Origin of the sequence: Streptomyces sp. NPDC048018, assembly GCF_043202995.1 — a bacterium.
GTDB lineage: Bacteria > Actinomycetota > Actinomycetes > Streptomycetales > Streptomycetaceae > Streptomyces.
In genome coordinates this window covers 563,501-588,793 of the sequence record NZ_JBIDBK010000001.1, presented here as the reverse complement: position 1 = coordinate 588,793, position 25,293 = coordinate 563,501, and the positions used below count along the sequence as shown (strand labels likewise).

General features: G+C 74.1%; 17 protein-coding genes and 1 riboswitch. Of the genes, 6 read left to right on the top strand and 11 right to left on the bottom strand.

From position 1 onward, the window contains the following. Positions 1-126: 126 nt before the first annotated feature. From ACGF1Z_RS02660 to ACGF1Z_RS02645, 4 genes are all read right to left on the bottom strand, one after another. Positions 127-378, bottom strand: a complete 252-nt coding sequence (locus tag ACGF1Z_RS02660; protein WP_392999114.1) for an EF-hand domain-containing protein — start codon at positions 376-378, stop codon at positions 127-129. 181 nt (positions 379-559) lie between these two features. Further along, the gene (locus tag ACGF1Z_RS02655; protein WP_392999112.1) at positions 560-3,361 is read right to left on the bottom strand and encodes an alpha/beta hydrolase family protein; all 2,802 of its coding nucleotides are present in this window, start codon (positions 3,359-3,361) and stop codon (positions 560-562) included. A 515-nt stretch (positions 3,362-3,876) separates the two neighbouring features. Next, positions 3,877-4,380, bottom strand: a complete 504-nt coding sequence (locus ACGF1Z_RS02650; RefSeq protein WP_392999110.1) for an NUDIX domain-containing protein — start codon at positions 4,378-4,380, stop codon at positions 3,877-3,879. Then, complete coding sequence (locus ACGF1Z_RS02645) at positions 4,377-5,342, bottom strand: NUDIX domain-containing protein (protein ID WP_392999108.1); 966 nt, start codon at positions 5,340-5,342, stop codon at positions 4,377-4,379. The genes ACGF1Z_RS02650 and ACGF1Z_RS02645 overlap by 4 nt, the downstream gene beginning before the upstream one ends. A 235-nt stretch (positions 5,343-5,577) precedes the next feature. Here ACGF1Z_RS02645 and ACGF1Z_RS02640 point away from each other — a divergent pair, with 235 nt between their 5' ends. After that, complete coding sequence (locus ACGF1Z_RS02640) at positions 5,578-6,576, top strand: aldo/keto reductase (RefSeq protein WP_392999106.1); 999 nt, start codon at positions 5,578-5,580, stop codon at positions 6,574-6,576. Between the two features lie 34 nt (positions 6,577-6,610). On the opposite strand, the gene ACGF1Z_RS02635 is transcribed toward ACGF1Z_RS02640, so the two are convergent. After that, a complete protein-coding gene (locus ACGF1Z_RS02635; protein WP_392999104.1) occupies positions 6,611-7,096 on the bottom strand; it encodes a VOC family protein in 486 nt (161 codons plus the stop codon). Between the two features lie 187 nt (positions 7,097-7,283). Between ACGF1Z_RS02635 and ACGF1Z_RS02630 the strand changes: the two genes are divergently transcribed. The 3 genes from ACGF1Z_RS02630 to ACGF1Z_RS02620 all read left to right on the top strand — a co-directional run bounded on the left by ACGF1Z_RS02630 (position 7,284) and on the right by ACGF1Z_RS02620 (position 11,549). Then, positions 7,284-7,859: a PadR family transcriptional regulator gene (locus ACGF1Z_RS02630; protein WP_392999102.1), complete on the top strand. Its 576-nt coding sequence runs from the start codon at positions 7,284-7,286 to the stop codon at positions 7,857-7,859. A gap of 113 nt (positions 7,860-7,972) precedes the next feature. Beyond that, positions 7,973-9,694, top strand: coding sequence for an acyl-CoA dehydrogenase family protein (locus ACGF1Z_RS02625; RefSeq protein WP_392999100.1), 1,722 nt, complete (start codon positions 7,973-7,975; stop codon positions 9,692-9,694). Between the two features lie 124 nt (positions 9,695-9,818). Continuing rightward, entirely contained in the window at positions 9,819-11,549 is a 1,731-nt protein-coding gene (locus ACGF1Z_RS02620) for a protein kinase (protein ID WP_392999098.1), read from the top strand. A gap of 62 nt (positions 11,550-11,611) precedes the next feature. Here the strand turns inward: ACGF1Z_RS02620 and ACGF1Z_RS02615 are convergent, their stop codons facing one another. Further along, on the bottom strand, positions 11,612-12,934 hold the full coding sequence (locus ACGF1Z_RS02615) for a phytase (RefSeq protein WP_392999096.1): 1,323 nt from the start codon (positions 12,932-12,934) through the stop codon (positions 11,612-11,614). A 173-nt stretch (positions 12,935-13,107) separates the two neighbouring features. Then, complete coding sequence (locus ACGF1Z_RS02610; RefSeq protein ID WP_392999094.1) at positions 13,108-14,940, bottom strand: glycoside hydrolase family 15 protein; 1,833 nt, start codon at positions 14,938-14,940, stop codon at positions 13,108-13,110. A gap of 307 nt (positions 14,941-15,247) precedes the next feature. Here ACGF1Z_RS02610 and ACGF1Z_RS02605 point away from each other — a divergent pair, with 307 nt between their 5' ends. Both ACGF1Z_RS02605 and ACGF1Z_RS02600 read left to right on the top strand, forming a co-directional pair. After that, a complete protein-coding gene (locus ACGF1Z_RS02605) occupies positions 15,248-17,560 on the top strand; it encodes an MMPL family transporter (RefSeq protein WP_392999092.1) in 2,313 nt (770 codons plus the stop codon). Between the two features lie 351 nt (positions 17,561-17,911). Further along, positions 17,912-18,068, top strand: a riboswitch (cyclic di-AMP (ydaO/yuaA leader). Between the two features lie 4 nt (positions 18,069-18,072). After that, on the top strand, positions 18,073-18,873 hold the full coding sequence (locus ACGF1Z_RS02600; RefSeq protein WP_392999090.1) for a transglycosylase SLT domain-containing protein: 801 nt from the start codon (positions 18,073-18,075) through the stop codon (positions 18,871-18,873). Positions 18,874-18,948: 75 nt separating this feature from the next. On the opposite strand, the gene ACGF1Z_RS02595 is transcribed toward ACGF1Z_RS02600, so the two are convergent. The 4 genes from ACGF1Z_RS02595 to ACGF1Z_RS02580 form a co-directional block, all read right to left on the bottom strand. Beyond that, a complete protein-coding gene (locus ACGF1Z_RS02595) occupies positions 18,949-19,776 on the bottom strand; it encodes an aldo/keto reductase (RefSeq protein WP_392999088.1) in 828 nt (275 codons plus the stop codon). Positions 19,777-19,829: 53 nt separating this feature from the next. Beyond that, a complete protein-coding gene (locus ACGF1Z_RS02590) occupies positions 19,830-21,065 on the bottom strand; it encodes an MFS transporter (protein ID WP_392999086.1) in 1,236 nt (411 codons plus the stop codon). 403 nt (positions 21,066-21,468) lie between these two features. Beyond that, on the bottom strand, positions 21,469-23,028 hold the full coding sequence (locus ACGF1Z_RS02585; RefSeq protein WP_392999084.1) for a DUF4139 domain-containing protein: 1,560 nt from the start codon (positions 23,026-23,028) through the stop codon (positions 21,469-21,471). A gap of 7 nt (positions 23,029-23,035) precedes the next feature. Beyond that, complete coding sequence (locus ACGF1Z_RS02580) at positions 23,036-25,168, bottom strand: DUF4139 domain-containing protein (protein ID WP_392999082.1); 2,133 nt, start codon at positions 25,166-25,168, stop codon at positions 23,036-23,038. Positions 25,169-25,293 lie beyond the last annotated feature (125 nt).

The following is a 25,293-nucleotide window of genomic DNA, read 5'->3' as shown; positions in this document are numbered from 1 at the left end:
CCGCCGCGATCTTCCGGACTCGCGTAGCGCATCTCCTCCACGCCGTGGCCGCGGCATCCGACGATGCGGGGCACGAGGATGCCGGGACGCACCCGCCGCAGCGGCAGGAGCGCCGCCGGCCCCGGCTCACCAGCCGAATCGGCGGTTCACCAGGGCCGCGAACTCCTCGAAGCTCAGCACCCGGTCGCCGTTCTGGTCGGCCTCGTCGAACAGGGCCGAGGAGTCGTCGGCATCGCCCACGCCCCAGACCGGTAGTACGCCCCGCGCGGCGAGGGTGGGGCCCTTGGAGCGGAGGGCGCCGATGACCTCGGTGCGCGTCAGGGTGCCGTCCTGGTCGAGGTCGAGCGCGTCGAAGAGGATCCGGGCCTTGTCACTCATCGTCTGTCCTGTCCGCTGGGAGCTCAGGCCGGCCGGCCGGACCGGCCGGCGCGGTGTCGTCCGGAAGGACGCCGGGACGCCTCGCGGAGTTGCCTGCGGCGGCCACCGTACCCCTGATCCGGGGGCGGTGGCCGCCGCAGGTCCGCTGCCCGCCGTCAGCCGGGCGCGGGGAGCGCTCCGGTCACGGCACGTTCCGTACCGTGCCCGTGATCTCCGGGCCCTGGACCCGCTCCCAGTTCCCGTCGTACGTGAACAACGCGGCCCGCAGTGACTCCGTGGGCTCGGCGACGTCGTCCTTCACGGTGGGCACCCGCACCTCGGTGCTCGTCCGGCCGGCGGGCACCGAGAACGCCGCGTACGCGTCGGCGGCGACCGGCAGGGACAGCGGCCGGGGCGGATCGGGCACGAAGAAGAAGGTGTCCTCGACCCAGCGGCGGTCCACGTCGGCCGTCGACAGCTCCGCGCCGCCGGCGACCGGACGGAACTCGAAGCCGCCCATGATGTCCGCGTCGGCGGCGGTGGACAGCGTCACCCGCCAGGTCAGGGCCTCGCCCTCGGCCACGTCGTCGGCGACGGGCGTGAGGGACACCGTGGGCATCGGGTCGTCGTTCCGTGCGGTGACCCCGCCGCGGTGCGCGCCGACCACGGCGCCGCGGACCGCCTTGACGAAGGCGTCGTGGGTCTCGTCGTAGCCGTAGCGGTCGTTGCCCTTCACCTGGACCGGCACGTCGATGTCCTGGCGGCCCGGGCGGACCGTGACCAGGCGCGACGTGACCTCGTCGCTGCCGGGCGTCGGCACGAACAGACGCACCTGCCCGGTGCCCTTGCCGGAGACGCGCACCGGAACGCGGTAGGTGCGGACCCCGGAGTCGCCCTCGTCGACCGTCAGCCGGCCGACGTCCACGCGGGCCAGTGCGGCGGGGCGCACCGCGGGGGTGCCGGGCCGCCAGCCCCAGGCGTCGATGAGCCACGCGCGGCCGGTGGCGGTGCGCGGGGTCAGCTGGAGCGCGCCGATCCGCCTGAGGTCCAGGCCGGCGCGGGCGGCGGCGGCCAGCGGCACGCGGATCTCCCGCGCCCAGTACGAGGCGGTCCGCTCGGTGCCCGGCAGGCCGTCCACACGGACCCGGCCGAGCTGCGCGCGGCGGCCCGCCGCGTCGGTCACGGCGACGTCGAGCACGGTCCCGGTGCTGTTCGGCGGCACGACGAGCCGCATGGCCAGGGACGGGGCGCCGGCCAGCGACACCGGCCGTGCGGAACGGACCGTGACGGGGGTGCCGGCGCGGGTCCAGCGCATCGCGACGGCGTCGCGACCCGGTTCGGACGAGGTCTCCCAGTACGCGAAGTGCGGCGAGCGGCCGGGCTCGTCGGGTGACAGACAGGCCTTGGCCGCGTCCGGGTCGATCTGTGCGCACAGCCGGCCGGCCCCCGACACGGAGACCGACGCACCGGGCAGGAAGGCGGGCGTGCGCCGCGCGCCGACGGCGTTCGTGATCACCCGGGCCGGGTCGGCCGAGGGCGCGCGGCGGCCGGTGCCGTCGAGCAGCGGACGGATCCGGTCGTCACCGTCCACGAAGAGCCGGGCGGCCGCCGCGATGTAGGTGGCGCCCGCGGTCTGCTGCTGAGGGGCGGTCAGCCGGGTCGGCGTGCCGGGGGAGCAGACGGGGTCGGTCCCGTCCTCGGACGAGAAGTCGTCCATGGCGGGCGCCTTGGCCTGGCCCGGGGTCCACTCGCTGTTGAAGTAGTTGTGGTTGGCGCCGACCATGTAGACCGAACTGTGCAGGGCGGCGCCCTGGCTGACGCCTCGGGTGCCGTCGGCGTAGATCTGGCCCTGGAGGTCGGCGACGTCGCCGTCGCAGCCCGGCAGGAGCGTCGCGGAGGGCACGTCGGGTGCCGGGTTCTGGCCGAAGATCGTGGGGCCGATGAGGACGTTGCCGCGGATCTTCCACCGGACCGGGCCGTGGTAGCCGTCCTGGTCCGCGGGCGGGGCGTCGAGGCTGTCGACGGCGGCCCGGTTGACGCCCTCACCGCCGCGGGAGTGCCCGACGAGCAGCACGCGCGACAGGTCCGCCGCGGCGGTACGGCGTACGGCGGCCGGCGCGGTCGCGGGCTTCGCGGCCCAGTCCGCCCAGCGTGCGAGGTGCAGGCGGACCAGCGACGAGCGGGCCTGGGCGCCGCCGTCCTCGGCCGCGTGGTCCTGGCCGTTGATGCCGTTGGCCGCTATGGACAGCGTCACGTAGCCCTGGGAGGCCAGCAGACGCTGGGCCTTGAGATAGCCCTGGTGGCTCGGTATCGGCTTCATGCCGGCCGGGCACGGCCACGCGCCGTTCACGTCCTCGGTGCCCGGCGTGTAGCAGGTGCCGTGCCGGCCGTGCAGGAAGAGGGCCACCGGCCGCTTCCCCGGGGCGTCCGCCGGCCCCACCACCGCGGCGCGCATCTCTACGGGCTCCGCGAACCCGGGCAGCCGTACCGGTGCCAGGTCGTACTCGCCGCTCACCGTGCGGAAGCGGCCGGCCTTTCCGGGGTCCACCGGGTTCGCCGGCAAGGGGGTGCCGGCCGGCGCGGCCGGCGGCGCCGTGGGCGCCCTGCGGGCGGAGCGGGCCGGACCGGCCCCGTCCAGGTCCCGGCCGCCGGCGGTCACGCGGAAACGGGTGCCCTCCGGGAACCGCTCGTCGCCGAGCGGCAGCCGGAAGGAGCGTCCGTCCGGCTCCTGGACGGGGCGGCCGAGCAGCCGCCCGTCCGCCCGGAACTCGACCCGGGCGTCGCCCATGGGGACCCGTTCGTCCGCCGTCCACACCAGGTGCCGGTCGGTTCCGCTCCCCGTGATCCGCCATCCGTCGGGCATCCCGGTGCCCGTCTCCGGGCTCCCTGAGGGCGTCGCCGCCCCCGGTCCCGGTGAAGGCTGGGCGTACGCCGGTCCCGGCGCCGCGCCCGCCAGTGCGAGTAGCGCCACGGCGGTGGTCACGCCGCGTGTGACACGTATCAAGACGTCTTCCTCACGATCCGATTCGTCAGGGCACCCCCGGGAGACCCGACGTCGGACCCCCTGGTCCCCGGCGCCCCACTCGATCCCGGAGGACGGTGGCGAGGGACCGGAGGTTGCGTGGCCCGTCGGATTTGGCTGATCTCTGATGTGACGTCAGTGACCTGTGAGGAATGGGGGAACGGGGCGGTTCCACCGCCCCGGCCGCCCCGCCTACCGCCCGGCCCGCCCCGCCGTCCCGCGCCCCTGCCCGCCGCCCGCCGCCGACGGACCCGTCTTCCCCCGACCGTCCCGGCGGGCAGCCCGCGGACCCGCCGTCCCGCCGCCCCGCGCACCGCCCCGCCGCCACCCCGCATCCCGACCGATGTCGTCCGGACCATGCCGCCCCGCGCACCACCCCGCCACCCCGCATCCCGACCGATGCCGTCCGGACCATGCCACCCCGCGCACCGCCCCGCGGCCGCCCCCGCGTCCCGACCGATGTCGTCCGGATCACGCCGGTCCGATCCGACCCCCGCCTAGAGGTCCCAGTCCCAGGTGTCGAAATAGGCCGCCGTGCCGGTGCGACGGGCGTCCATCACGGCGGTGAGCCGGTCGAAGTCCCGCACCGGCATGATCTCCCGCCACTGCTCCACCGGCAGGACCCGCACCTCGTCGTGCTCCGCCGGGGAGAGCGTGATGGCGTCGATCTGGCGGTCGGTCAGCCGGCCGCCGTCGAACACGTAACCCGCCGACGCGTGCGGCCACGCGGCACCCGGCAGCCCGAAGACCGCCGCCAGCATCCTCGGTGGCCCGGACACCACGAGCCCCGTCTCCTCCGCCGTCTCCCGGACGGCCGTCTCCCACGGGCGCTCCCCGGCCTCCGCGGTACCGCCCGCCCACTGCCAGGGGTGCTCCGGGCTGTAGACGGAACGCAGGTGCAGCGGCCGGTCCCGCTCGTCGGTGAAGAACACGCAGCCGAACACCGTCGCCTTCGGCAGGGACGCCGCGTACTCCTCGGTCGGCAGCCACGTCTCGCTCACACCGGACGTCCTTCCCGGGCGACCGGGGCGTCCCAGCCGGTCTCGGTGTACGCGCTGCCCGCGCGGACGCCCTCGATCGCGGCCCGCGTGTAGCCGACCATCGGATCCGGCAGGGCGTCGAGCGGCCACCAGTCCCAGCGCGTGCACCTGTCGGGCTCGCGCACGGCGGGCTCGCCGGACCACCGGGACGCGGCGAAGAACAGCTGGATCCGGGGCTCCGCGCCCGGCCGGTGGAGCATATGGACCGTGTGGACGAGGGTCAGGTCGGCCGGTTCGAGGACCAGTCCGGCCTCCTCGTACGCCTCCCGTACCAGGCACGCGCGTGCGCTCTCCCGCTCGACGTGCCCCGCGAGGGCGTGCCACTCGCCCCCGGCGAACGCCACGTCCGGGTGGCGCAGGCCCAGCAGGGTCGTGCCGTCGCGCTCCAGGAGCAGATGCGCACCGACCACGTTCGGCACGGCCCCCGAGGCCCGCCGCCCGCCGCGGCCGCCGGCCGCGCGCGGCCCGGGCAGCGGCGCGGCGGGGGACTCGGCGTGATGGGTCCTGACGGCCTCGTACGCCCACGGGCACATGGTCATGTGCGCCATGGTGTCCACGTCGGCCCAGAGGAACGCGATGCCCTCCGTGACCGGCAGCGTGTGGGCCTCGCCGTCCCAGTGGGCCGTGTAGACCAGGATGTGGCCCGCGGCGACGTACGGGCCCCCGGCCCGCGCCGAGGTGAACGGCACCACCTCGTCGAGGACGAGGCCCGTCTCCTCCCGGATCTCGCGCACCACGGCCTGGTCCGGGGCCTCGCCCGATTCGGCCGCGCCGCCCACCAGGGACCATGTCCCGGGATCGTGGATCGGCTTGTGCGCGTCGCGCAGGTGCAGAAGGTACTGGCCACGGCTGTTGACGATCAGTACGGCCGTGCTGAGGCCGTCCGTGCGGCGGTGCGCCGAAGCGGAGCCGGAAGCGGACACGGCACTCACCTCTCCTCGGTTGCGGTCACGTGTGTTCCCGGTGTCGTCCGGACCAACGACCGGGCGGCGCCTTTCGGCCGCACCTCTTTCGGACGATCCGTGGCGCGACCCCGCCGGCGGCGCCCGGCGGGGCCTGAGCGTGCGCGGGTGGTTAGGGTCGTGCCGGGGGCCGGGCGGGCCGCGCGCGGCCGCCGTGGCCCCGACCCGTCACCGCCGTACCACTGAAGGGGAAGACATGACGCCGGCCGAGCACGTCACCGGAACCGCGGCCGGCCCGCCGCCCGCGCGGTTCGGCCTCGGGACCGCCGCCGTCGGGCGCCCCGGCTACATCACCCTCGGCCGCGAACTCGACCTGCTGGCCGACCGCAGCGTCCGGGCCCTGCGCGACCGCACCCACGCCCTGCTCGACGCCGCCTACGCCGCGGGCGTGCGGTACTTCGACACGGCGCGCTCCTACGGCCGCGCCGAGGAGTTCCTCGCCGGGTGGCTCGACGCCCGCCCCGAGGCCGCGGGCCAGGTGACGGTCGGGAGCAAGTGGGGCTACACCTACACGGCCGGCTGGCAGGTCTCCGGCGTACCCGCCCACGAGGTCAAGGAGCACTCGGTGGCAGTGTTCGACCGTCAGGTCCCGGAGTCCCGGGCACTGTTCGGCCGGAATCCCGACCTGTACCTCGTGCACTCGGTGACCCCGGACAGCCCGGCGCTCTCCGATCCCGCGCTGCACGCCCGGCTGGCGGATCTGGCCGCCGAGGGCGTCCGGGTGGGCCTGTCCACCAGCGGCCCGGCGCAGGGCGACACCATCCGTGCGGCGCTGGACGTGACGGTGGGCGGCGAGCCGCTGTTCGCGGCCGTGCAGTCGACCTGGAACCCGCTCGAACCGTCCGCGGGGCCGGCCCTCGCCGAGGCGCACGCCGCGGGTTGGCGGGTCGTCGTGAAGGAGGCCATGGCCAACGGCCGGCTCGCCGACCGCAACGCCACCGGCCCCGACACGGCCGCCCTGCGTGCCGTCGCCGCCCGGACCGGCGCCGGCTGCGACGCCGTCGCCCTGGCCGCGGCGGCCGCGCAGCCCTGGGCGGACGTGGTGCTCTCGGGCGCCGCGACGGAGGAACAGCTGTCCTCCAACCTCAGGGCGGCGACCCTCGCGCTCGGCCCGCGGGAGCTGGCCGGCCTCGCCACGCTGGCCGAGCCCGCCGACACCTACTGGCGCACGCGGGCAGCCCTCGCCTGGACCTGACGAGGGCCTCGGCGCGGACGGCCGCGGACCGGGATCAACCGCCGCTCGCCGGCGGCTCCATGGACCGCAGGGCCTCCCCGGCCCGCCTCTCCATCTCCTCCTCCGACACGTCCTCGATGTGCGTGGCGATGTTCCAGCAGTGCCCGAAGGGATCCTCGAACCGGCCGCTGCGGTCGCCGTAGAACTCGTCCCTGACCGGCCGCAGCTCCCTGGAGCCCCTGGCGAGCGCCTCGGCGAAGACGGCGTCGACGTCCTCGACGTACGCGTGCAGGGTGACGGGCGTGCCGCCGATCGCCTTCGGCGAGCGGAAGTCCATCTCCGGGTACTCGTCGGCGAGCATGAGAACCGAGTCGCCCAGCTCCAGTTCGGCGTGGCCGATCCTGCCGCCGGGAGCGGACAACCGCATGCGTTCGGTCGCGCCGAGCACGGCGACGTAGAAGTCGATCGCCTCCGCGGCTCCGTCCACGCAGAGGTACGGCGTGACGCGCGGGTGTCCTTCGGGGACGGGCCGGACGGCCATGGTTCCCGCCTTTCCTGGCAGTGACGACAGGGACTGCGACCACTGATAGCCCGCCGGCCCCGGGCTCCGCGGGTGCCGCGCGGCAGCCCGCCACCGGTTGCCCCGAAGGGCCCCGCCGGGGTGAGCCGTGTCTCATCGGAGCCGGACCACCTTGCTATGCAACTCGTTGCATAGAAGGATCGAGGGCATGGCGCTCGAACACGCGATCCTCGTCTCGCTGCTGGAGAAGCCCGGATCCGGTTACGAGCTGGCCCGGCGCTTCGAACGGTCCATCGGCTACTTCTGGACCGCCACCCACCAGCAGATCTACCGCGTGCTCAAGCGCATGGAGAGCGACGGCTGGGTGGAGGCCAGGGAGGTGCCCCAGCACGGGAGGCCCGACAAGCGGGAGTACTCCGTCGCCGACCTCGGCCGGGCGGCGCTCTCCTCCTGGCTGAACGAGCCGACCGAGCCCGAGAGCGTCCGGCACGACCTCGCGGTCAAGATCCGCGGCGCCGCCTTCGACGACCCGGCCGCCCTGGTCCGCGAGGTCGAGCGGCACCGCCGGGCGCACACCGAACGCCTCGCCCACTACCTCGCCGGCGAGATCCGCGACTTCACCGGTCCCGACGCCCGCATGCCCGCGGCCCCGGACGGCGCCCCCGACGCCGAGCGGGAACTCCAGCACGTCGTCCTGCGCGGCGGGGTCGCGTACGAACGCATGATGATCGCCTGGCTCGACGACGTCCTCGCCACCCTCGGCCGCTTCAGGTCCGGGCCCTGAGCCCGGCGCCCGCCCCCACCGCGCTCCGCGTCATCGCCCCCCGGCCACCGGCCGAGGACCCCAGCCGAACCCGACAGCCGAACCCGAAACCCGACAGCCGAAAGGCGGCAACCATGGCCGACCCGCTGCTCTTCAACCCGCGGACCTACGACCCGGCGCACTTCGACCCCGAGACCCGCCGGCTCCTGCGGGCCACCGTCGACTGGTTCGAGGAGCGCGGCAAGCGCCGGCTGATCGAGGACTACCGCACCCGCGCCTGGCTCGGCGACTTCCTCGCCTTCGCCGCCAAGGAAGGCCTCTTCGCCACCTTCCTCACCCCGGACTCCGCCGCCGAGGGGCACCCCGACAAGCGCTGGGACACCGCCCGGATCGCCGCCCTCAACGAGATCCTCGGCTTCTACGGCCTGGACTACTGGTACGCCTGGCAGGTCACCATCCTCGGCCTCGGCCCGGTGTGGCAGAGCGACAACGCCGCCGCCCGCGCCCGCGCCACCGAACTCCTCACCCAGGGCGAGGTGTTCGCGTTCGGCCTGTCCGAGAAGACCCACGGCGCCGACATCTACTCCACCGACATGCTCCTGGAGCCCGACGGCGACGGCGGCTTCCGCGCCACCGGCTCCAAGTACTACATCGGCAACGGCAACGCGGCCGGCCTCGTCTCCGTCTTCGGCCGCCGCACCGACGTCGAGGGCCCCGACGGCTACGTCTTCTTCGCCGCCGACAGCCGCCACCCGGACTACCACCTCGTCAAGAACGTCGTCGACTCCTCCAAGTTCGTCAGCGAGTTCCGCCTGGAGGACTACCCGGTCGCCGCCGAGGACGTCCTGCACACCGGGCGCGCCGCCTTCGACGCCGCCCTGAACACCGTCAACGTCGGCAAGTTCAACCTGTGCACCGCCTCCATCGGCATCTGCGAGCACGCGATGTACGAGGCCGTCACCCACGCCCACCAGCGCATCCTCTACGGCCGCCCCGTCACGGCCTTCCCGCACGTGCGGCGCGAGCTGACCGACGCCTATGTGCGGCTCGTCGGCATGAAGCTGTTCAGCGACCGCGCCGTGGACTACTTCCGCTCCGCCGGCCCCGACGACCGCCGCTACCTCCTCTTCAACCCGATGACGAAGATGAAGGTGACCACCGAGGGCGAGAAGGTCATCGACCTCATGTGGGACGTCATCGCCGCCAAGGGCTTCGAGAAGGACAACTACTTCGCCCAGGCCGCCGTGGAGATCCGCGGACTGCCGAAGCTGGAGGGCACGGTCCACGTCAACCTCGCGCTGATCCTCAAGTTCATGCGCAACCACCTGCTCGACCCGGTCGCCTACGAGCCCGTCCCGACCCGCCTCGACGCCGCCGACGACACCTTCCTCTTCCGGCAGGGGCCGGCCCGCGGCCTGGGCTCGGTGCGCTTCCACGACTGGCGGCCCGCCTTCGACGCGTACGCGCACCTGCCCAACGTCGCCCGCTTCCGCGAGCAGGCCGACGCCCTCTGCGCGTTCGTCACCACCGCCGCCCCCGACGAGGCGCAGAGCCGTGACCTCGACCTCCTCCTGGCCGTCGGCCAGCTCTTCGCCCTGGTCGTGCACGGCCAGCTGGTCCTGGAGCAGGCCGGCCTGACCGGTCTCGACGAGGACGTGCTCGACGAGCTGTTCGCCGTCCTCGTCCGTGACTTCTCCGCCCATGCCGTCGAACTGCACGGCAAGGACTCCGCGACCGCCCCGCAGCAGGAGTGGGCACTCGGCGCCGTCCGCCGCCCGGTCGTCGACGAGGCCCGCACGGGGCGCGTCTGGCAGCGGGTCGAGGGCCTCGCGGGCGCGTACGAGATGCCCGCGTAGCCGGGCCGGCCGTGGCCGGCGGCCGGCCCCCGGCCCGGGTCCGCGGACCCGGGCCGGGGGCCGCACCCCCGCAGGCCACGCCCGCGCACCGGCCTGTCACCGGCACCGCCTACGATGACCGCCCATGAACACGAGTGACGACGACGGCAGACCCCTGGTCGACGGACGGTTCCGCCTGATCTCCCGCCTCGGCAGCGGCGGCATGGGCACCGTCTGGCGGGCCCGCGACATCGCCCTCGACCGCGATGTCGCCCTGAAGGAGGTCCGGCCGCCCGACCCCGCGGTCGAGGAGGCCAACCCCGGATTCGCCGCGCAGCTGCGCGAGCGGGCCGTCCGCGAGGCCCGGGCTCTCGCCCGCCTGTCGAACCCGCACGTCGTGACCATCCACCACATCGTGGACCCGCTGGACGGCTCCCACCCGTGGATCGTGATGGAGCTCGTCGAGGGGCGCTCGCTCTACGAACGCCTCGCCGAGGGCCCGATGCCCGTCGCCGAGGTCGTGACCCTCGGCCGCCAGGTACTCTCCGCCCTGCGCGCCGCCCACGCGGCCGGCATCCAGCACCGCGACGTCAAGCCGGCCAACGTCCTGCTGCGGCCCGACGGAAGAGCGGTGCTCACCGACTTCGGCATCGCCGTCTTCGACGAGGCCACCTCCCGGCTCACCTCCAGCGGCGACCTCATCGGCTCCGCCGAGTTCATCGCCCCCGAGCGGGTGCGGGGCGAGGAGGGCAACCCGGCCTCCGACCTGTGGTCGCTCGGCATGCTCCTGTACGTCGCGGCCGAGGGCCACCACCCGCTGCGCCGCGCCACCAGCCTGGCCACGGTCGTCGCGGTCCTGGACGACCCGATCCCGCCGCCCGTACGCTCCGGGGCCCTGGCACCCGTCCTCGACCGGATCCTCGTCCGCGACCCCGCCCTGCGGCCCGACGGCGCCCGGCTGGACCAGCTGCTCGCCGAGGCGGAGACCCGGGCCGGGACCGGACCGGGCCCGGAGGCCCCGGCGGCGCCCGCCGACGCCGGGACGCGCGCCCCGGGCCCGTACGCCCCGCCCTACGCCCACCCCGCCTACGGGCGGCCCGCCGGCTACGGAGTGCCGCCCGCGACGCACGGTCACCCCGCGCCCGGCGGCTTCGGCCCGCCCGTACCGGCGCCGACCGTCCCGTCCGGGGCGGCCCGCCCGGCCGGCGGCCGCCCCGGACGGCGCGTCACGGTCCTCGCGGGCTCCCTCGCCGTGGCGGCGCTCGTGGTGGTCGGTGTCGTCAACCTCCTCCCGGACGGCGACGACAAGGGCGACGGGGCGAAGGGCGGGACGACGTCGACGAGCGGCAGCCGGACGCCGGGCGCCGCGACCGGCGGAGCCACGCCGAGGGCCTCCGCACCGGGTGCCCCGGTGTCCGGCGGCACCCTCCTGACGCCGGCCTCCGCCCGCACCGTCATCGAGGCGTTCCGCAAGGCCGCCGGGAGCACGACGATGAAGGACCTGACGATCTACGAGGAGTACGCGCTCGCCGCCATCCCGACCCGGCCCGGTGCCAAGTCCTACGACTCGTGGGAGTACCGCGGCGGCGTCGCACGGAAGCTCGGCCCCGGCGGCACCATCAACGCGGGCTTCGCCGACGACCAGCCGATGGACATGGCGGCCATGGCGTGGGACAAGCTGCCGGCCCTGATCAAGCGCGGCGAGAGCGAACTGAAGGTGGACGACCCGAACATGCGCTACGTCGTCGTCGAACGCTGGACGTTCAACGAGGACCGTCCCACGATGCGCTTCTACCTCACCAACGAGTACAGCGCGACCGGCTACCTCGCCGCCGACGACAAGGGCAAGGTCGTGTCGAGCCATCCGGCGGACTGACGCCACGGCCCCCGGACCGTCCGGTCCGGGGGCCGCCCTCCTGCCGCGCGGTGCGCCGGGGGTCAGTCGTCGAGGGCGTCGAGCACGTCGCCGAGGTCCAGGAACTTGAAACCGGTCGCGTCGCGCTCGCCGTCCTCGGGACCGGCGTGGCCGTCCTGCACGACGAGCAGACCGTTCGGGTACCGGTCGCCCAGCGGGGCGTTCAGGGCCGCGGCGCCGTCGCACTCCTCGGAGCCGTCGAGCACCGGGCCGGCGGCCGTGACGCGGAAGCCGCCTTCGTAGGCGTTGTGGTCGCCGATCTCGCGGTCGTAGGCGGCGAAGGTGTCGTCGCCCTGGCTGGAGGCGAGCAGGTAGCCGTCGCCGTCGCGCTCCGTGACCAGGGTCAGGCCCTCCACGTCGGCGCTGATCCGGCGACCGCCGAAGCCGGGGTCGGCGCCCGGGGCGCACTCCTCGGTCTCCTCGTCGTACGTGGCGGGCACACCGTACTCGCGGACCTTGTCGACGAGGACCGGGGTACCCGTGAGGTCGGCGCGCAGGCGCCAGATGCCGACGTCCTCCTGACCGGCGTACAGCGTGCCGTTCGCGGGGTCCACCACCATGCCCTCGACCTGCGGCAGTTCGCCGGGCTCGGCGCACGGGGACCACGACGCCCCGTTCGGGAGCCGGAAGGCGGACGGCAGGTCGAGCGTGCGGACCGTGCGGTAGGTGACGGTGCCGGACGGCGCCGGCAGGATCTCCAGGAGCGCGACGCGGGTCGTCTCGCGCCGGCTGACGAGCGCGTACGACCGCCCGCTGGTCCGGTCGGTCCAGGTGGCGAGCCCGTACGCGGTGCGCTGCTCGTTGACCTCCGCCTGGTCGGCGGAGAAGACGGGCGCGACGGAGGGCGCGGTCACGTCGGTCAGCGGGCCGCCGGGACGCGAACGGTCGATCCGGTAGAAGCGCAGCCGGTCGTTGCCGCGGTCGGTGGTCACGGCGAGGTCGGCCCGGCCGGTCGACAGCCGCAGCCCGTGCACCAGATCGACGTTGTTGAACCGGCCGGGGGCGTCGTCCGCGCCGGGACCCGGCGGGGCGGGCACCGTCTGCACCTCGCGGGCGTCCAGGTCGTAGACCCGCAGGCCGCCCTCCTTGGCGGTGGCGACGACCAGGCTGCGGCCCGGGTCGGCGGCGTTGCGCCAGATCGCCGGATCGTCGGCGTCGGCGTTGCCACCCTCCTCGTCGTCGTACAGGGCGGCCGTCTCGGCACGGGCGGTGACCTCCGGCAGGGCACCGAGCGGCGCGGCCTGCGCCGCCTGGCCGGGCAGCAGCACGGCGAGCACCGGAACGACGGCCGCGGCGAGGACACCGGAACGCCACGTGCGGGGGTGGGACACTGCAAGCTCCTTCATGTCACGGACACATCCGCACGCAGCGTTCAAGCGGGGTGTGACGTGCGATGGCACGGTGCCTGGCCCGTGAACGGAACAGGAAGTGAACACTCCCCGGCGCCCCGTCGGTTTCCGGCCTCCGGTTCCGGCCTGCGGGACGCGGGTCCCCGGGCCCGTGCCCCGGCCGGAGGGGCCTACCCGGAGCTCGCGCGGTCCAGGACCTCGTCCAGGGTGGTCGCCGCCATGATGAGCGAGAGATGGGTGAACGCCTGAGGGAAGTTGCCCAGTTGCTCGCCGCGCGGGCCGATCTCCTCCGCGAACAGACCCACGTGGTTGGCGTACGTGAGCATCTTCTCGAAGGTGAACCGCGCCGGGCGCACCCGTCCGGCGCGGGCCAGCGCGTCCACGTACAGGAAGGTGCACAGGCTGAACGTGCCCTCCGAGCCCCGCAGGCCGTCGGGGGAGGCGCCCGGGTCGTAACGGTGCACCAGACTGTCCCGGACCAGGCCGCGTTCGATCGCGTCGAGGGTGCTCAGCCACGCCGGGTCGGTCGGGTTCAGCAGCCCCGCACGGGGGATCAGGAGCAGGGAGGCGTCGAGGACCTCGCCGCCGAAGCTCTGCACCAGGGCCTGGCGCCGCTCGCTCCAGCCGCGGTGCATGATCTGCCCGAAGATCTCGTCGCGCGCGGCGCGCCAGGTGTCCAGGGCGGCGGGCCGGCCGAACTCCTCGGCGAGCCGCAGCCCCCGGTCGAAGGCCACCCAGGACATCACCCGGCTGAAGGTGAAGTCCTGTTGCCCGCCCCGGGTCTCCCAGATCCCCTCGTCGGGGCTGTCCCAGGACGTCGCCAGCCAGTCGAGCAGGCCGGACACGGCCTTCCAGCCGTGGTACGTGGGCTGCGGATCGAGGCCGCGGCCGAGCGCGAGGGCGTACATGGCCTCCCCGTAGATGTCGAGCTGCAGCTGGTCCGCCGCGCCGTTGCCCACCCGCACGGGCGCCGAGCCCCGGTAGCCCTCGAAGTCCTCCAGGATCTCCTCGGGGAGCCACGGGTCCCCGTCCACCCGGTACATGATCTGCAGCGGGCGGGCGCCGGAACCGGGCGCGCCGGACCGTTCCGTGACGCGGTCGGTCAGCCAGCCGGTGAACGCGGCGGCCTCCTCGACGAAACCGAGGTCCAGCAGCGCCCGCACGGCGAGCGAGCCGTCCCGGATCCACGTGTAGCGGTAGTCCCAGTTGCGCTCGCCGCCGACGAACTCGGGAAGTCCGAGGGTGGCCGCGGCGATGGGGGCACCGGTGGGAAGGTAGGTGAGGAGCTTCAGTGTGATGGCCGAGCGGTGCACCATGTCGGGCCAGCGGCCCCGGTAGCGCGTGGTGCGCACCCACGTCTGCCAGAAGTCGACGGCCTCCCACAGTGCCGCCTCCACGCCCTGCTCGTCCGGCAGCGGCGGAACGGGCGCGTCCGGGCCCGCCACGGTGAACGAGGCGCCGGCCATGCTGCCCTCGGTCAGGGTGAGGCGGCCGCGGACGTCGAACGGACCGTCCTGCTCCAGCGGGACGTTCGTCTGGAGGAAGGCGGTGATCCCCGGGGCCCGGAACGTCGCCGTGCTCCCGTCGACGTGCGTCTCGTGCGGATTGCTGCCGAAGCCGAACCGGGGCCGGCACTCCAGGGCGAAGGTGACGCTCCCGCGGGTGCACCGCATCACCCGCAGGATGGCGTGCTCGTCGGTGGGCCGTCCGGTCCGGTCGGGAGGCATCCAGTCGATCAACTCGCCCACGCCGTCGGCCGACAGGAAGCGGGTCACCAGCAGCGCCGTGTCGGGGTAGTAGAGCTGCTTGACCGTCACGTCGGGGCCGTCGACCGAGAGCCGGAAGTAGCCGCCCTTGTCGTGGTCGAGCAGCGCCGCGAAGATGCCCGGCGAGTCGAAGCGGGGCGCCGCGAACCAGTCGACCACGCCCTCGTCGGAGACGAGGGCGGCGGTCTGCAGATCCCCCACCAGGCCGTGATCGGCGATGAGCGGATAGCGCTTCATGCTTCCACTATCGGCGACGCGGTGGGATGGCGACATCGGAGGGCGTCCCGTCCTGCGCGACGGCCCGCCGGGCGCTTGCGGGATGCCGCGGCGCCGGGCGGGCCTCGTCGCGACCGGTCCGCGCGGGCCCCCGCCGTGGGCCGGGTGCGGTGCGCCCCCGGCCCCGGGGCCGGTCGGGGCCCGTCTCCGGGTGCCGAGATGCCGCCGACAGGGGGAAGGCGAACAATTGACTCCAGGACCGGCACATCCGCACATCGTCGGAGCAGTACTTCCGCTCGGGGATCTCCTATCCGGACTCGGCGGTGCCATGAATGCAGCAAGCCCGGCCCAGGGCAGCGGATCATCAGGGCGTCAGGCCACGGTCAGCCCCGCGGTGCAGAAGGGCTCACTCTTCCGGTTGGGGCGCTGGTGCGCCCGGCACTTCGTCATCGTCATCGCCCTGTGGCTGGCGGCCGTGGCCGGACTGCAGATCGCCGACCGCGCGTTCGGCGGCGAGTACTCGGACAACTTCTCGCTCCCCGGTGTGCAGTCCACCGACGGGCTCGACGTCCTGCAGGCACACGACCCCGCCGCCGGCGGATACGGCGCCCAGATCGTCCTCAACAACCCCTCCGAGCCGCTGACCCAGGACGCCTCCACGGTGAACTCCACCGTCGCGTCGCTGCAGAAGCTGCCCGACGTGATCAACGTGCAGAACCCGCTGCCGCCACCGGGCACGCCGCCGCCGACCCCGCCCCCCGGCACGCCCAACACGGGCCCGCTGTCCACGGACGGCAAGACCGCCTACATCACCATCCGCTTCAGCGTCCCGCCCTCCACCCTGGGGACGGGCTATCTCGACGGCGTCGACACGGCCGTCCAGCCGCTGCGCGACGCCGGTGTCACGGTCGAGTACGGGGGTTCCCTCGGCGAACTGGCCCGGCCGACGGCCGACGACCGCACCAGCGAGGCGATCGGCTTCGCCGTCGCGATCGTCGTGCTCCTGATCGGCTTCGGCAGCATCATCGCCGCAGTCATGCCGCTGGTCACCGCTCTCATCGGCGCGATCTGCGGACTCGCGCTGCTCGGTCTGACGGCGGCGGCCTTCACCTTCGGCACGGTCTCGCCGACCCTGGCCACCATGATCGGCCTGGGCGTCGGCATCGACTACGCGCTGTTCCTGATCACCCGTCACCGCCAGAACGTCATGAACGGGCATCATCCCGCCGACGCCGCGGGGCTGGCGACGACGACCAGCGGCCGGGCGGTGCTCGTCTCCGGCTGCACCGTGATCATCGCCCTGTCCGGCCTCTGGGTCTCCGGTGTCACCTTCATCGGGAAACTGGGCCTGGCGGCCGCCTTCACGGTCGTCACCGCGGTCATCGCCGCGCTCACCCTCGTCCCGGCCATGCTCGGACTCGTCGGCCGCCGCATCGACCGTTACCACGTGCGCAAGCCGGTCGCGGAGACCGACGCCGAACCGGGCGAAGCCGCGCACGGCACCTGGCACCGCTACGCCCAGCGGGTGGAGCGGCGGCCCTGGTACTTCCTGGTCGGCGGCGTGGTGGCCCTGGTGATCCTGGCCTTCCCGGTGTTCTTCATCCAGCTCGGGCACATCGGCGACGGCGCCGACCCCAAGTCGTTCACCGACCGGCGCGCCTACGACCTGATCTCCACGGCCTTCGGTCCGGGCGCCAACGGGCCGCTGACCGTCGTGGTGGACCAGACCTCGGTCCCGGCCTCCGATCGCTCGGCGCTCGCGAGCAAGCTCCAGCAGGCGCTCGCCAACGTGCCCGACGCGGCCACGGTCACCGCGCTGAAGCCCACCCCCGACGGTGACGTCCTGATCGGCACCGCCTACTCGGTCGCCTCGCCGCAGGACGAGAAGACCACCGAGCTCACCAACCACCTGGTGGACGACGTGCTGCCGCAGGCGGTGGCCGGTACGGACGCGAAGACCTACGTCACCGGCACCACGGCCGCCCAGGTCGACTTCCTCGACATCGTCTCCAGCCGGCTGCCGCTCATCATCGCGGTGGTGGTCGCGCTCGCCTTCCTGGTCATCCTGACCGTGTTCCGCGGGCTCCTCGTGGCGGTCAAGGCCGCCGTCCTCAACGTGCTGTCGATCGCCGCGTCCTACGGCGTCGTCGTGGCCGTGTTCCAGTGGGGCTGGGGCGGCCCCTCCCTCGGTGTCTCCGGCAAGGTGCCCATCGAGAGCTATGTGCCGATGATGATGTTCGCCATCGTCTTCGGCCTGAGCATGGACTACGAGATCTTCCTGCTGTCCCGGGTGCGCGAGGCGTGGCTGCGCACCGGCGACGCCGAGGCGAGCGTCGCCCATGCCCTGGAGATCACCGCGAGGGTCATCACCTGCGCCGCGCTGATCATGGTGAGCGTCTTCGCCGCCTTCATCGTGTCCGACAACATCGTGATCAAGATGCTCGGCCTGGGCCTCGCGGTCAGCGTCCTCATCGACGCCACCATCGTCCGGCTGCTGCTCGTCCCCGCCGTGATGACCCTGCTGGGCGCCCGTGCCTGGTGGACCCCGCGCTGGCTGGACCGCATCCTCCCGCACCTCGACACCGAGGGGGAGGCGGCACTGCAGCAGGACGAGGAGCCGGGCCGCGAGCCGGCCCGGTGACCCGTAACGTACCCATTCGGACAAAGAGGTAGATGTCCCGCTATTGAGCTCCAATGCCGGAATGCTCAAGGAATTCCGGCATTGGAGCTTTTCTGTGCCCGAAGCGCGCAAAGGCGGGAGTGCGTGATGTGGGTCACGGCCTTTCCAGCCGGGAGAATCCTGTCGTGACGTCAGATCCGAGTCCCGGGGGAGTCGTTGGCGCGGTGATGGTGAAAGAGGGGGAATGATCCTTTCCCTTTCCCCGAATGATCCATTTGCTTTGATGAATTCCCGTCTTGTTTTCGCCGGAAGAATTCGCTTACGGTCACCCGGCAACCGGACGGAAACGCCGAATCCTGCCACCGCCCGGGTACCGCATACACGACCACTTCAGGCAGGAGCGGGGGACCCAGGTTCTCCGCCGCCCCCGGACTCCGGGAGCGGCTCGGGGTGAAGCCGTGCCTCAGGCACGGCCGGGCATCTCCTGCCCGAACCCGACAGCTCACCTCGCAGGCGGAGGAGAGGACCCCGCCATGCGTGGACACGCCAAGCACCGCCGTTCCAAGAAGTTCCCGCTCACCCGTGGCATCGCCGCCGTCGGCATCACCGGCAGCGCCGCCCTGGCCCTGCCGCTGGCCGGCGCGACGACCGCCGGGGCGGTCACTCCGCAGGCGGTACACACCGTCGCAGTCGAAAAGGCGACGGCCCGTGTCGCGCAGGTGACGAAGGCTCCCGGAACCGTGCGGTATTCGGTCGTCGCGGGTGACTCCCTTTCCAAGATCGCCCGGAAGTACGCGGTAAAGGGCGGCTGGAAGAAGGTCTACCAGGACAACCGGACCGCCGTCGGTGCCGACCCGGCCCTCATCCGCCCCGGCATGCGGCTGACCGTCGACGCGCGGGGCGCGGCCCTGTCGGGCGTGAAGCCCGCGGCGGCCCGGACCCCGGCGACGGCGAGCGCCGCGAGCGCGGGTGCCGTGGTACAGGCCGTGGCCCCGGCGAAGGCGACCTCGTACCCGGACAACCTCGACGGATGGATCCGTGAGGCGCTCGACATCATGGCCGCGAAGGGCATCCCCGGCAGCTACGACGGCATTCACCGCAACATCATGCGCGAGTCGTCGGGCAACCCGCTGGCCATCAACAACTGGGACTCCAACGCCGTCGCCGGCACCCCCTCCAAGGGTCTGCTGCAGGTGATCGACCCGACCTTCCAGGCCTACCACGTCGAGGGCACGGCCAACGACCCGTACGACCCGGTCGCCAACATCGCGGCGGCCTGCAACTACGCGGCCGACCGCTACGGCTCCATCGACAACGTCTTCGGCGCCTACTGACGCCCGCGGACGCGCGTGGACGTGCTCCCGCACCCGGCCGCCTCGGCCGGGTGCGGGAGCTCCGTCGTTCCGTTCTCAGTTCAGGGTGTCCGGGTCGGGGCCGGTGCGCAGCCCCCGGTCGAGCGTGGCGACGGCCGTCATCTCGTCCGCGGAGAGGGCGAAGTCGAACACGTCGATGTTCTCGCGGATGCGCGCCGGGGTGACGGACTTGGGGATCACGACGTTGCCGAGCTGGAGGTGCCAGCGCAGCACGACCTGGGCGGTGCTCCGGCCGTACCGGGCGGCGATCTCCCGCAGCGCCGGCTCCCTCAGGACCGCGCCCTGGGCGAGCGGGCTCCAGGCCTCGGTGACGATCGAGTGGCGGGCGTGCAGCTCGCGGAGCTCGCGCTGCTGCAGTCCGGGGTGGAGCTCGATCTGGTTGACGGCCGGGACGAGGTCGCTGTGGTCCAGGAGCCGGTTCAGGTGCGCGGGGCGGAAGTTGGAGACGCCCGCCGTGCGTACGCGGCCCTCGGCGACGAGCTGCTCGATGGCCTTCCAGCTGTCGAGGTAGAGGTCGCGGGCCGGGGCCGGCCAGTGGACGAGGTAGAGGTCCACGTGGTCGAGGCCGAGCTTGGCGAGGCTCGCGTCGAAGGCCCTGAGGGTGGTGTCGTGGCCCTGGTCGGCGTTCCAGAGCTTCGTGGTGACGAACAGTTCGTCACGCGCGAGGCCCGAGTCCGCGAGCGCCTTGCCGACGCCGGCCTCGTTGCCGTAGACCGCCGCGGTGTCGATCGAGCGGTAGCCGGCCTCCAGCGCGGCGGCGACGGCGGCGGTCGTCTCCTCGTCCGGCACCTGGAAGACGCCGAAGCCGAGGCGGGGCATCTCCGCGCCGTTGTTGAGGGTGACGGTGGGGACGGAGGGGGTCATGACGTTCCTTGGATCTGTGGTGCGGGAGTGCGGGCGGGGCGTGCGGGGGACGGTCAGCGGCCGAGGCCGGCGGGGACCTGCCGGGCGTCCGGGACGGTCGCCGCGGTCACGGACTCCGCGGAGCCGGCGACGATCCGGGAGCGGCGGGTGCGCCGGTCGAGGAACGCGGCGAGGAAGGCCAGCAGCAGGGCGGACGCGGCGAGGAGGCCGCCGACCCAGTTGGGGGAGGTGTAGCCGAGACCTCTGGCGATGACCACGCCGCCGAGCCAGGCGGCCAGGGCGTTGCCGAGGTTGAAGGCGCCGATGTTGGCGGCGGAGGCGAGCGTCGGCGCGGCGGAGGCCTGGTCGAGGACCCACTTCTGCAGCGGCGGGACGGTCGCGAAGCCGAGTGCGCCGACGAGGGTCAGCGTGACCGCCGCGAGGACCTTGTCGTGGGCCGTCGCGGTGAACAGGAACAGGGCGGCGGAGAGGGAGCCCAGCGCGACGAAGAGCATGGGCATCAGGGCCCGGTCGGCGAACTTCCCGCCCAGCAGGTTGCCCAGGAACATGCCGACGCCGAAGAGGACGAGCAGCCAGGTGACGGCGCCCTCGGTGTAGCCGGCGACCTCGGTCATCATCGGCGTGATGTAGGTGACGGCCGCGAAGACGCCGCCGTAGCCGAGGACGGTCATCGCCATGGCCAGCCAGACCTGTACGTTCCGGAAGGCGGCGAACTCGGCGCGGACGTTCGCGGCCGGCGGCCGTCCCGTCCCGGGCACGAGGCGCGCCACGCCGAGGAGGCCGAGGACGCCGAGCGCGGCGACGAGCAGGAACGTGACGCGCCAGCCGATCGCCTGGCCGACGTACGTGCCGCCGGGGACGCCGACGATGTTGGCGACGGTGAGGCCCATGAACATCAGGGAGATCGCGGAGGCCTTCTTCTCCGGCGCCACGAGGTCGGCGGCGACGACGGACCCGATGCCGAAGAACGCGCCGTGGGCGAGGGAGGCGACGACCCGGCCGGCGAGCATCAGGCCGAAGCTCGGCGCGAACGCGGAGAGCGCGTTGCCGACGATGAACAGGCCCATGAGGAACATGAGCATCTTCTTGCGGGACACCTTCGTCCCGAGCACGGTCAGGAGCGGCGCGCCGAGGACGACGCCCAGGGCGTAGCCGGTCACCAGCCAGCCGGCGGTGGGGATCGAGACCCCGAAGTCACCGGCGACCTGGGGCAGGACGCCCATGATGACGAACTCGGTGGTGCCGATTCCGAAGGCCCCGATGGCCAGGGCCAGGAGCGCGAGAGGCATGGGACGAACCCTTCCGAGGTGTGTTTGCGCAGAAGCCTTACGAGCGAGAACAATAATTGCATGCGCTGGATAAATGCAAGTGAAGTGTGTTGCGGCAAGGGTTAACCCTCGCTTGCAAGTAAGGGTCCGGGCTTCACCGTGGCCCCGTTCGCGGTCCGGTGGAGTCCTGCTCGGGCAGTGCTGAGGTGGTGAGCCGGCGGTACGCCTGCGGATGTCCGGGCCGGCACGCGCCCTGCGCCGGCCGAAGACGGGCCCTGTTCGGGCCGCTGTTCGGGTGTAGCGGTCCCCGCCGCAGGACCGGCTCGGCCCGCCCGGCCCGGTACCGGCCGGTCAGCGGGGCGCCGTCGGGCCCGGGCGCGGTCCGGCGGCGGGGCCGGACCGCGCGGGAAGCGACGGCAGGGGGCTACAGGCCGCTGACCTTCGCCGTCGCCGAGAGTTCGTAGACCAGGGTGAGCGTGCGGCGGCCGCCGGGCGGGAGGGGCACGGCCCAGTGGGCGATGCCCTCCGCGTCGACGGCGTCCGGGGCCGGGGAGCAGGCTTCGTCGCGTACGCGAACCTCCACGGCGGAGACCTCGGAGACCGGGATCCGCTCCCGCACCACGACCACCCGGTCGCCCCGCTCGCCCGGCGCGGCGAACCGCGACAGGTGCAGCCGGACCGTCCGGGTGACCACGGTGCGCTGGGTGAGGCCCGTGGTCTCGCGGGACTCCTCGGTCCGCCGGACCACCCGGTGGTCGTCACCACTGCCGAAAGCGAGCTCGAGGGGCGCGCCGGGGGCGGTGAAGTCGAGCGTGCCGCGACCGGTGAAGCCGCTCCCGCGGACCAGGTCGACGGGCCCCGCGAGCAGCGCGTGGCCGGACCGGTTGGCGCCCCGCACCACCTGGGTGACCAGCGGCGACAGCTCGGGGGCACAGGCGTACTCACGGGTCACGGCGGTCGTGAAGGACGAGACGGGCACCCGGTGCGCGCGACCGTCCGCGCGCACGGAGACCGGCGCGGGGGAGCTCAGGACCCGCACCTCCCCGCCGTCGTCCACGCCCGGCAGCCCGAGCACCGGGGCGGGGCCGAGGTCCCCGATCTCCTCCTCGCGCAGCTCGACGTCGACCGTACGGCGCTCCGCCGCGGAGCGGTCCGTCAGCGTCAGCCGGTCCTCGGTGAGCCGTGGCGGATCGGTCGCGAGGGCGGACCGGGCGGTCGACAGCGTCAGCCGTACGTCCGACCAGTCCTCGCCGGTGCGCTGCCACACCACGGCGTCGGTCTCCAGCGTCAGGGAGTCCCCCTCCAGGACGGCCCGGTAGGCAGGCCGCCACAGCGCGCAGGGCGTGAGGTGGCTCAGCCGCAGCCCGACGGGCCCCGCGACCTCGCTCTCGACGGTCAGGTCCACGTACGCGAGCAGCTCGGCGGGCTCCGTCTCGGCCAGCCCCCCGGCCCGCTCGACCTCGCCGAGCTCGGCCGCGAGCGACGTCAGACGGGCCTCCGCGGCACGCAGCTCCTCTCCGTGCCCGTCGCGCTCCGCGTCGACCCGTGCCAGCTCGGCCGACCAGCGCGGCGCCTCGCTCTCCCCGTGACCGGTGCCCTCGCCGATCTCCCGCAGGAGGTCGGCGGCGAGCCGGCCGAGCAGGTCGAGACGGGTCCGCAGCCGGTCGCGCCGCCGCTCCAGGACGGACCGCTCCTCCCCGAGCGCGTGGACGCGCCGGAGGAGCGCCGAGTCGCCGGCCGACGGGCGCGGCCCGCGCGGGGTCCAGGCCCGCACGATCCGCACGTCGAGGACGCTCGCCGGGTGACCGGCGGCGAGCTCGGCGTGCAGGGTGCGGTCGACGGCCGGGGCGGCGACCGGACCCAGGCGCAGCCGCTGGACACCGGCCACCAGGTCGAGCACGGTGCGGCGCTCGACGTGGGCGCGGTCCTCCAGACAGGTGACGGCCGTGACGGGAAGGGCGATCGGCTGGGAATCCGTGGACATGGGGTCGTCAGCTCCTGCGGTTGCCGCCGGTCAGGGCCTTGCCGGCCGGGATACGGATCTCGTAGCCGCCGTCGAGGGCGGTGCTGCCGCCGGCGGGCAGTTCCACCCGCCAGACGCGTGTGCCCGGGACGGGCTGCTCGGGCCCCGTGCCGTCCTCGGGCGTCACCCAGTCGGCCCGCTCCTCGATCCGGACGTCCGGCTCCGAGGTGACGGGCACCCGCTCGCGGACCTCGACGGTGACCGGCCGGGCGAGCCGGTTCGCCAGCTCCACGTGGACGCGGTGGTCCAGGACGGCGATGTGGTTGCGCAGCCCGGCCGTCGACTCGTACAGGTGCGTGCGCCGGGTGACCCGGATGCCCTCCGCCTGTCCCAGCCCCACCCGCCGGACCCCGCCGGGGGCGAGCGTCGGCAGTGCGGCGGTCAGCAGGAAGTCGTCGTCGACCGTGACCTCCACCGGCCCGGCGAGCAGCGCCTGGTCGGTGGTGTTGGAGACCACCAGCGTCGCGTACACGGCCGGCTCGACGGACGGCACCGACAGGTACTCCGTGCGCAGACCGACCCGCAGCTCGGCCACCGTGACCGTGTGCCAGGTGCCGTCGGACGGGATGTCGGCGGGGGCGGCGGCGTCGAAACGGTGGTCGAAGGACCCCGCCGACTCCCGCGGCCGCACGGCGTGCCCGGGCAGCGGCAGCGACGCCACCGTCCCGGCCAGGCGGCGGTGCTCCGTCGCCACCGGATCGGCGGAGGCCTCGGGAAACAGCCTGCCGCGGCGGCCGCCCGGCTCGTCGGGGCCGCTCAGCACCAGCCCGGCGTAGTCGAGCTCGGCACCACTGGGCTGCGGCGGGCCCGGCGGGGGAGGCGCCACGGGTGCGGGGGCGGCGGCCGGCGCGGGCACCGCCGCGCGGGCCTGCGGGGGCGGGGCCGCGCCGGGCGCGGCCGGTGCCCTGGGGGCAGCGGCCGCCGCGGACCGGCTCACCGCGCCGGGCGGACCGCCGGCCGGCGAACCGTAGGCCTCCGCGGACCCCCCGTACCCGCCGCCGGGCGCGGGGGGCGGGGGCGGCGGTGCGCCGAAGGCGGGAGGCGCCATCGCCGGGACCATCGTCACCGGGGGAGGGGGAGGGGGCGGGCCCGCGGGAAGAGGAACGGCCGGGGGACCGCCGGCGAGGACCCCGCTCGGCGCGGCCGGCCGGGGCCCCGCGGCGTCGTACCCGGTGAAGAGGTCGGCGAGGCCCGCCGGGGGTTCGCGCCAGCCGGACGGCGCGGCGACCGGCTGGCGGCGCCCGATCCGCATCGAACGGAGCTTGGGCAGGTCCGTCCGGCGCCGCAGGTCGGCGGTGGCCAGGGCGAGGCGCACCCCGTTCCAGTCCTCGCCGGTGCGCTGGGCGACGGACGCGCGCAGCACCAGGCGCCCGGTGCCGTCGCCCTGACGGTGGTCCAGGCGGTAGGTGGGCACCCAGACGGCGCCCGGGACCCCGTACTCCAGCTCCAGCTCCACCTCGCCGGTGCCGAGGCCGTCGGCCGGGCCGTCGGGGACGTCGAGGGTCAGGACCGCCGAGACCGTCGTCCGCACGGAGTCCCGTGCCGCGTCGGTGGAGGCCCGGGCCAGCCGGTCGGCGGCGAGGTCGAGCTCGTGCCCGATCTCGCGCAGCGCCTCCTCCAACTCGGCGAGACGGGCGTGCAGCACGGCGAGCCGCTCGTCGACGAAGGCGACGAGGTCCAGCCACGCGTCCACCGGGGTGCGGCGGTGCGGCTCCTCGCGCCGACGGGGCGGCGGCACCGGGGAGATGCCCTCGGTCTCCCTGATCAGGGTCGCCTGCCGGTCCCGGCGGGCCTCGGCCGCCGCGTACGCGTCACGCAGCCGGTCCACCTCGCGGCGCAGCTCGTCGGGGGACTCGCCGCCCAGCGGCTCGGCCCGCGTCTCCACCCGCGCCTCGGTGACGCGGACGCCGGGTGCGTCGCCCACCACACGGGCCCGGAGGGACCCCGGGTCCAGCGAGCGGGGCAGTCCGGTCACCCGGAGCCGTCCGCCGGGCGGCAGGGTGCCCCGCGCCACCCGGCGGCAGAGCGCGCCCTGCGCGTACACCACGACCGACGCGAGGGTCGACCCCCACGTCCGTACCGGCCCAGCTTCCGCCGTCATGCGTCCCCCTGCCCCGCCCGTCGCCCTCCGCGTGCTGGGCGAAGCCTAGCGGGAGCGGCCGCGGGGGCCGGCCGGGAACTCCGCCCGCGTCATCCACAGGTTTCCGGCGGGCGGGCGGGGGTGTC